Source organism: Thermosulfurimonas sp., assembly GCF_015491435.1.
GTDB lineage: Bacteria > Desulfobacterota > Thermodesulfobacteria > Thermodesulfobacteriales > Thermodesulfobacteriaceae > Thermosulfurimonas_A.
Genome location: NZ_WFVX01000089.1, coordinates 1 through 5879 on the forward strand (window position 1 = coordinate 1; position 5879 = coordinate 5879).

General features: G+C 59.8%; 8 protein-coding genes. 4 read left to right on the forward strand and 4 right to left on the reverse strand.

Annotated elements, in window-relative coordinates:
- From F8J34_RS03985 to F8J34_RS03995, 3 genes are all read right to left on the reverse strand, one after another.
- A partial coding sequence (locus F8J34_RS03985) for a 4Fe-4S binding protein (protein ID WP_297056713.1) occupies window positions 1–585 on the reverse strand: 585 nt, incomplete at its 3' end.
- Between the two features lie 21 nt (window positions 586–606).
- Window positions 607–1335 (reverse strand): 4Fe-4S binding protein, encoded by a 729-nt coding sequence (locus F8J34_RS03990; RefSeq protein WP_297056714.1) that lies wholly within the window; start codon window positions 1333–1335, stop codon window positions 607–609.
- Entirely contained in the window at window positions 1316–1864 is a 549-nt protein-coding gene (locus F8J34_RS03995) for a hypothetical protein (RefSeq protein ID WP_297056715.1), read from the reverse strand. Before F8J34_RS03995 ends, F8J34_RS03990 begins: the two co-directional genes overlap by 20 nt.
- Before the next feature lie 150 nt (window positions 1865–2014).
- Between F8J34_RS03995 and F8J34_RS04000 the strand changes: the two genes are divergently transcribed.
- The 3 genes from F8J34_RS04000 (at window position 2015) to extKL (ending at window position 4102) form a co-directional block, all read left to right on the forward strand.
- On the forward strand, window positions 2015–2560 hold the full coding sequence (locus F8J34_RS04000) for an epoxyqueuosine reductase QueH (protein ID WP_297056716.1): 546 nt from the start codon (window positions 2015–2017) through the stop codon (window positions 2558–2560).
- On the forward strand, window positions 2557–2778 hold the full coding sequence (locus tag F8J34_RS04005; protein ID WP_297056717.1) for a DUF2905 domain-containing protein: 222 nt from the start codon (window positions 2557–2559) through the stop codon (window positions 2776–2778). The genes F8J34_RS04000 and F8J34_RS04005 overlap by 4 nt, the downstream gene beginning before the upstream one ends.
- A gap of 88 nt (window positions 2779–2866) precedes the next feature.
- Window positions 2867–4102: a multiheme c-type cytochrome (seleno)protein ExtKL gene (gene extKL / locus F8J34_RS04010; protein WP_297056718.1), complete on the forward strand. Its 1236-nt coding sequence runs from the start codon at window positions 2867–2869 to the stop codon at window positions 4100–4102.
- Here extKL and F8J34_RS04015 read toward each other — a convergent pair.
- Window positions 4087–5427, reverse strand: coding sequence for a GGDEF domain-containing protein (locus tag F8J34_RS04015; RefSeq protein WP_297056719.1), 1341 nt, complete (start codon window positions 5425–5427; stop codon window positions 4087–4089). The two genes, extKL and F8J34_RS04015, sit on opposite strands and share 16 nt — an antisense overlap.
- A gap of 39 nt (window positions 5428–5466) precedes the next feature.
- On the opposite strand from F8J34_RS04015, the gene truD reads away from it, so the two are divergent.
- Window positions 5467–5879, forward strand: a 413-nt coding sequence (gene truD, locus F8J34_RS04020; protein WP_297056720.1) for a tRNA pseudouridine(13) synthase TruD, incomplete at its 3' end; no start/stop codon positions are given.

The window sequence follows — 5879 nt, forward strand, 5'->3', positions numbered from 1 at the left end:
GAGATGTGTATAAGAGACAGCGGTGGGACAGATCCGGGTACAGGCCCCGCAGGCCACACAGCGCGTCTCTTCCACCACCGGACCGGCCTCGGTCAGACGCAGGGCTTCCTCCTCGCAAACCTCCAGACAGGATTCACAGAAACTGCATAGACCCGGCTCCACCTCCAGCCGTATGCGACCGTGGACCCCGAAATCGGCGATATGGATGCGGGAGCAGGCGTTGGGACATTCGGAAAAGGCCACCCGGAACTGATGATGGTGTTTGAGGGGTCCCCCGACCTTTTCCCTCAGGAAGGAGGTTAGATCGGCCTTCCGCAGGAGATCCTCCACCCGGCGGAGCAGAGGGGCCGAGTCGGTGAGGGCGTTTTTACATCCGGCTCCGCCGAAACAGGTCTCCACCGCGTATCCCTCCCGGGTTTCCGCGGCCTTGTCCCTTAATTCCTCCCGGGCCTTAAGGAAATCGGCCGCGGTGATGCGGGTCTTTCCCTGCGAGGCGGCCCAGTCCTCCACCGCCTGGCGCACCCTTTTCCTTACCCAGAAGGGCACGCGCTTCAACCAGGCCTCGGCCTCCGGCGTCCATTCCATACCGGCCTCTCCTCCCAAGGTTTATAGTTCTTCCTCCCGGATTATCTCCCCCCGGGAACTGATCACCAGGGTGCGGATGGGGAGATCCGTGCCTGCGACCCTGCGGGCCTCGGTCAGGATCCTGGCCATTCCCCGACAGCAGGGAACCTCCATGATGGCCAGGGTTACGCTACGGGGTTGGGCCTGGCGGAGGATCTCGCTTAGGCGGGCTACGTATTCCTCGGCCGGATCAAATTTGGGACACCCGATGAGGATCTTTTTCCCCGGGAGCAGCCGGGTGTGCAGGGCGGGATAGGCCACAGGCACGCAGTCCGCCGCCACCAGGAGATCCGCCCCCCGGAGGAAGGGAGCGGTGGGGGGAATCAGCCGGATCTGAACCGGCCACTGGGTCAGGGCCGAGGGAATATCCCCGGACACCGCCTGGCCGGAAGCGGCGGAAAACTCCTGCACCTGGCTACCCGGGCATCCGCAGGCGAGACCCATAGGGGGAGACTCCCCCCGGAGGCGTTGCAGATGTTCCTCCACCGCCCGGTGATCAAAGGGTTCGGCCTCCCGTTCCACGATGCGTAGCGCTCCCCGGGGACATTCCCCGATACAGGCCCCCAGTCCATCACACAGCTTTTCCGCCACCAGGCGAGCCTTGCCGTCTATGATCTGGATGGCTCCCTCCTCACAGGCGGTCACACACTGACCGCAACCGTCACAGAGTTCCTCGTCTATCTCGATGATCTTACGCAGGGTTTTGGGCATGGTCTTCCTCCTTTATAAAATCTTCCGGTGCGGGCTCGGGCGGAAGTTCCCGCAGGAATTCCAGGATCTCCCGCCGCAGGGTTTCCGGGACATTGGCCCGGGATAGGACCTCCTCCCTTTCCTCCTCTTCCAGCGGAAAGAGATAGGCAGCCAGGAGAGAGATCCCCGGGGAGGTTCGGCGTACCCGGAGCAGGGCCTCCACCTGCTGAACCAGATTGAGGATCCTTTCCAGCCGGGCGAAATCCTCGGCCAGGATCTTTTTAAGGGCCAGACCTATCCGCTCCCGCAGGAGTTCCTTTCGCTGCGCCAGGAGTTCCGGGGGCAGGTTGCCCAGGCATTGTTCCGCATACTTGCAGTAGGCGGCACAGCTAAAGTCCATGCGGGGATTGGGTACCTGACGACCGCAGGAGGGACACCGGCGACTGGTGTCGTCCTTGAAGAATTCCAGCTCCCGCCCGCAGAACGGACACGGAACCTCGAAGATGGCATCTTCCTTCCAGTAACGGGTGTCCTGACCGGGACAGCGCATCCTCTTACCTCCTCGGGCCCGTCCTTCGGACCCCGGTTTTTCCTCTCAACCCTAATCTAAAACCCGCGGGCGCTGCGGTCCTTGATTCAGATCAAGGGTCTTCTCCCCGGATCTTTCCGGGTTAAATTTTAGGACGTGAGGACCAGGAGATTGTTGCTGCATACCTGCTGCGGCCCCTGCACCCTTTATCCCCTGCGGGTCCTCCGGGAGGAGGGCCTGGAGCCGGTGGGGTTCTTTTTCAATCCCAATATCCATCCCTACCGGGAGTTCCGCAAACGCATGGGAGCCCTGAGGGAGGTGGCGGAACGGCGCCATCTGGAGGTCATCTGGCACCGGGACTACGGTTTGAGGAACTTCCTGCGGGAGGTGGTCTTCCGGGAGGAAGACCGCTGCGAGGTCTGTTATTACCTGCGCCTGCGGGAGACCGCCGCCCTGGCCCGAAAGGAGGGATACCCGGTTTTCAGCACCACCCTCCTTTACAGCCCCTTTCAGCAGCACGAACTGATCCGGGACATAGGGGAAACCCTGGCTCGACGTTTCGGCTTGAGCTTTCTCTATCACGATTTTCGGGAGGGCTACGGCGAAGGCCAGAAGGAGGCCCGGGAGATGGGAATCTACCGCCAGCCGTACTGCGGGTGTATCTTCAGCGAGGAGGAACGCTACGACAAAAAACTTCGCCGAAGGAGGAGGGCATGAATCCCCTGGCGGAAATGGGAAAGATGCTCATCCTTTTCGGAATCTTTCTCATCCTGGCCGGAGCCCTGACCCTCTTCCTTCCCAAACTCAGCCAGCTTCCCCGTCTTCCCGGCGACATCCTCATTCGCAAAGGGAACTTTACCTTCTACTTTCCGCTGGTTACCTGTCTGATCCTGAGCCTGCTCCTGACCCTGATCCTGAACATCCTGCGACGTTAGATCGAACCGGGACCCGGCTTATTGACAGGGAACCCTTTCCTGAATTTTAATGGGAGGAGGGGATGATCAGGGCCGGAGGTCTATAAATATGAGAAAAACCCTAGCCCTCGGAGCCTTAGTTTTCTGTTTTTTGGGGCTGATATTTCCTCTTCAGGCCTTAGCCCAAAAACTCATTTTTCCTAAGGATAAATTAATAGATAATTTTGATGAATTCGTGCAGACCTTCAGTTCCCGGCGGTGTCAGGCCTGTCATCCCCGGGTCTATCACCAGTGGGAGCAGTCCTATCATGCCCGTTCCCTGGTGGATTCCATCAAGCGCATGGCCAGTTTTTTCGCGGTGGGGATACCCAAGGAATGGCAGAAGCCCCTGAACAAAAAGGAGATGCTTAAGTGTTTCGATTGTCATCTGCCGCAGATCCGCTATGCCACGGATCGTCTGGCCCTGGAGATAGTGGGCATGCTCATAGAGGCGCAAAAGGCCCGGGAATCCGGGGACAAGGTCCGTTTCCAGAAGGCTTACTCCCGGCTCTCCCGTCTCAATATCACCTGTTATGCCTGTCATAACATTGTGGTGTATCGGGCCTCTCCGGGCCTGTTCGGGAAACCCGATCCCCAGACCATTTACACCTCCACTCCGAAGAAGATAAAGGCCCCCCATGCCACGGCCTTTGCCCCCACCCTGAAGACCGCGGCCTTTTGTGCCTGGTGCCATGGGATCTACGTGGCCTCAGACGGCGAAAAGACCATGTGCAATACCCTCTCCCAGAGCTATTATCATGGCTATATCGCTCTCGGAGGGCGGAAGACCTGTCAGGAATGTCATATGTATCCTCCGGGGCGGGGGCATCGGTTCCCCGGAGCTCACGACCTGGACATGCTGCGGGAGGGGCTGGGTCTGGATGCGGAGATCCGGGGGTTCCGCTACGGGGTGGAGGAATGGGTCCCGGCGGTGGACGTGGAGGTCACCCTGATCAACCGGGCCGGGCACCGAATACCGGATGGGTGATTCTGGTCCGGCAAGGTGGTCCTGGAGGTGACCGCCAAAGATCCGTCCACCGGAAAGGTCTGGTACCGGGCCAAGCGGGAATACTTCGAGGTGGGTCTGGATATCCAGGGGCGGATGCGTTACGGGGCCTGGCAGATCAAGGAGATCCTGGATCTCTCCCTGCCTCCGCGACTCTCCCGTCCGGAACGTTTCCTCTTTACCCTGCCCCCGGACACCCGGGAGGTGGAAGTAGGGGTGACCCTGTACTACTGTCTCAAGGACGATCAGTGTACCCTGGTGCGTCAGACGGTTAAACGCCTTCGTTATCCCCGCCTGTGATGCCCGGCCGGCCCGGGAGGCTTTACGTAGCGGGTTTCGGGGATGAGTTCCGGTTCCCCGCAATGGAATCCCTGCGCGTAGGAGATTCCGTAACGGGTAAGTTCCCGCAGGATGCGTTCCTCCTCCACCTGTTCGGCTACCAGCTTAAAACCCTGTAACAGGGCGCAGTCGGAAAGGAACCCCAGGACCCGGCGATCGAATTCGTTGGTGATCAATCCCCGGATGCACCCACCGTCCACCTTAACCATATCCCAGGGAATGTCCCGTAGAAAGGAAAGATGCACTCCTTCGCTTCCGAATTTGTCCAGGCTCAGGGAGAAGCCCTCGCCCTTTAAGAAATGCAGTTTGGGGAAGAGGCTTAAGGGAGGGACGGTGCTTTGGGGATGGATTTCCAGGATGATATCCTGGGGATAGAGATCCAGCTCGCGAATCCAGGAGAGGAGATCCTGGGCCAGATCTCCCAGGATGTATTGCGGGGAGATATTTACGGCCACCCGACCTATTTCCGGGGTGTTTTTGAGGAGGACCAGGGCCTTATAAAGGATCTGCCGGTCCAGGTCTTCGAAGAGTCCCAGGCCCTCCACCGAGGGAAGGAAGGTTCCGGCGGAGACGGTTCCCTCTTCGGAGATAAAACGGGCCAGGACTTCGTGAAAGACTACCTTTCCGGTGCGGATATTTAAGGCCGGCTGAAGGGCCACGGCCAGTTCTCCCCGCACGATGGCCCGAAAGATCTTCTGTTCCAGACTTTTCTGTTCCGGACTCTCGCTACCCAGGATGACCAGAGGTTCCCGGGCCAGACGGGCCTTGGGCAGGAGCTTGAGGGTCTGGTGCAGGAGTTCCGCGGAGGGGGAGCCGCCGCACAGCACCCGGGTGATCAGGGTGGTGCGCACCGGAAAGGTCAGTTTCCCGTCGTCATAGACCAGATCCTCCACCAGTTCCTGGATGCGCTGGGCGATACGGGCCCCTTCTCCGGTCCGTTTTATGGGGGTGGCGATCCAGAAGATGTTCCGGGAGGTGGTTCCCAGCAGATCATAAACCCGGAGGTGCTTTTTGAGGTGTTCAGCCAGAAAACTCAGGATCTTCTGCACCCCGAAGACCCCGAAGACCCCCTCCACCGCCTCCAGGCCCTGGATCTCCAAGAGGGTCAGGGCCAGAAAATACCCCTCCCGCAGACACCGGGACATTTCCGCGTTCAGGGCCCGCAGGAAGCCCCTTTCGTTGAAAAAACCGGTAATCGGGTCTATAAGAAGGAGTTCCCGGGTGCGGGCGAGTTCCTCCTCGCACTCGGCCAGGCGTTTTTTCAGGAATCCCTGATCTTCGGGCATGATATACCTTTGAGTTTAGCAAAAATCAGGGGGCCGCGCATGCGGATCAAGACCCGCCCCGAGGACTTTGTGGTGTACGAGGTGGCGGACATCCATCCCGAGGGGGAGGGGGAATATGCCCTCTATCGACTCTGGAAGAGGGATCTTACCACCTGGGACGTTCTGGGGGAGATCGCCCGGCGTTTGCGTCTGCGCCAGGATCTTATCGGTTACGGGGGGCTCAAAGACCGCCATGCCGTGGCCTATCAATTCGTGACCATTCCCCGGGGTCCCCGGAGGGATCTTCAGGGTCGGGGCTGGCGGCTGGAATATCTGGGCCAGGTCTCCTCCCCCATGAACAAGGCGCGGTTACGGGGCAATCTCTTCGAGATCATTGTGCGGGAGGTGGATCGGTCCGAGGAGGAACTGGCCCGGGAAGTGGAAGCAGTGACCCGGTACGGGATCCCCAATTA

Coding starts and splice junctions, on each gene's coding strand:
- F8J34_RS03990 (WP_297056714.1), bottom strand. CDS start 1,335: ATGCCCAAAACCCTGCGTAAGATCATCGAGATAGACGAGGAACTCTGT.
- F8J34_RS03995 (WP_297056715.1), bottom strand. CDS start 1,864: ATGCGCTGTCCCGGTCAGGACACCCGTTACTGGAAGGAAGATGCCATC.
- F8J34_RS04005 (WP_297056717.1), top strand. CDS start 2,557: ATGAATCCCCTGGCGGAAATGGGAAAGATGCTCATCCTTTTCGGAATC.
- F8J34_RS04015 (WP_297056719.1), bottom strand. CDS start 5,427: ATGCCCGAAGATCAGGGATTCCTGAAAAAACGCCTGGCCGAGTGCGAG.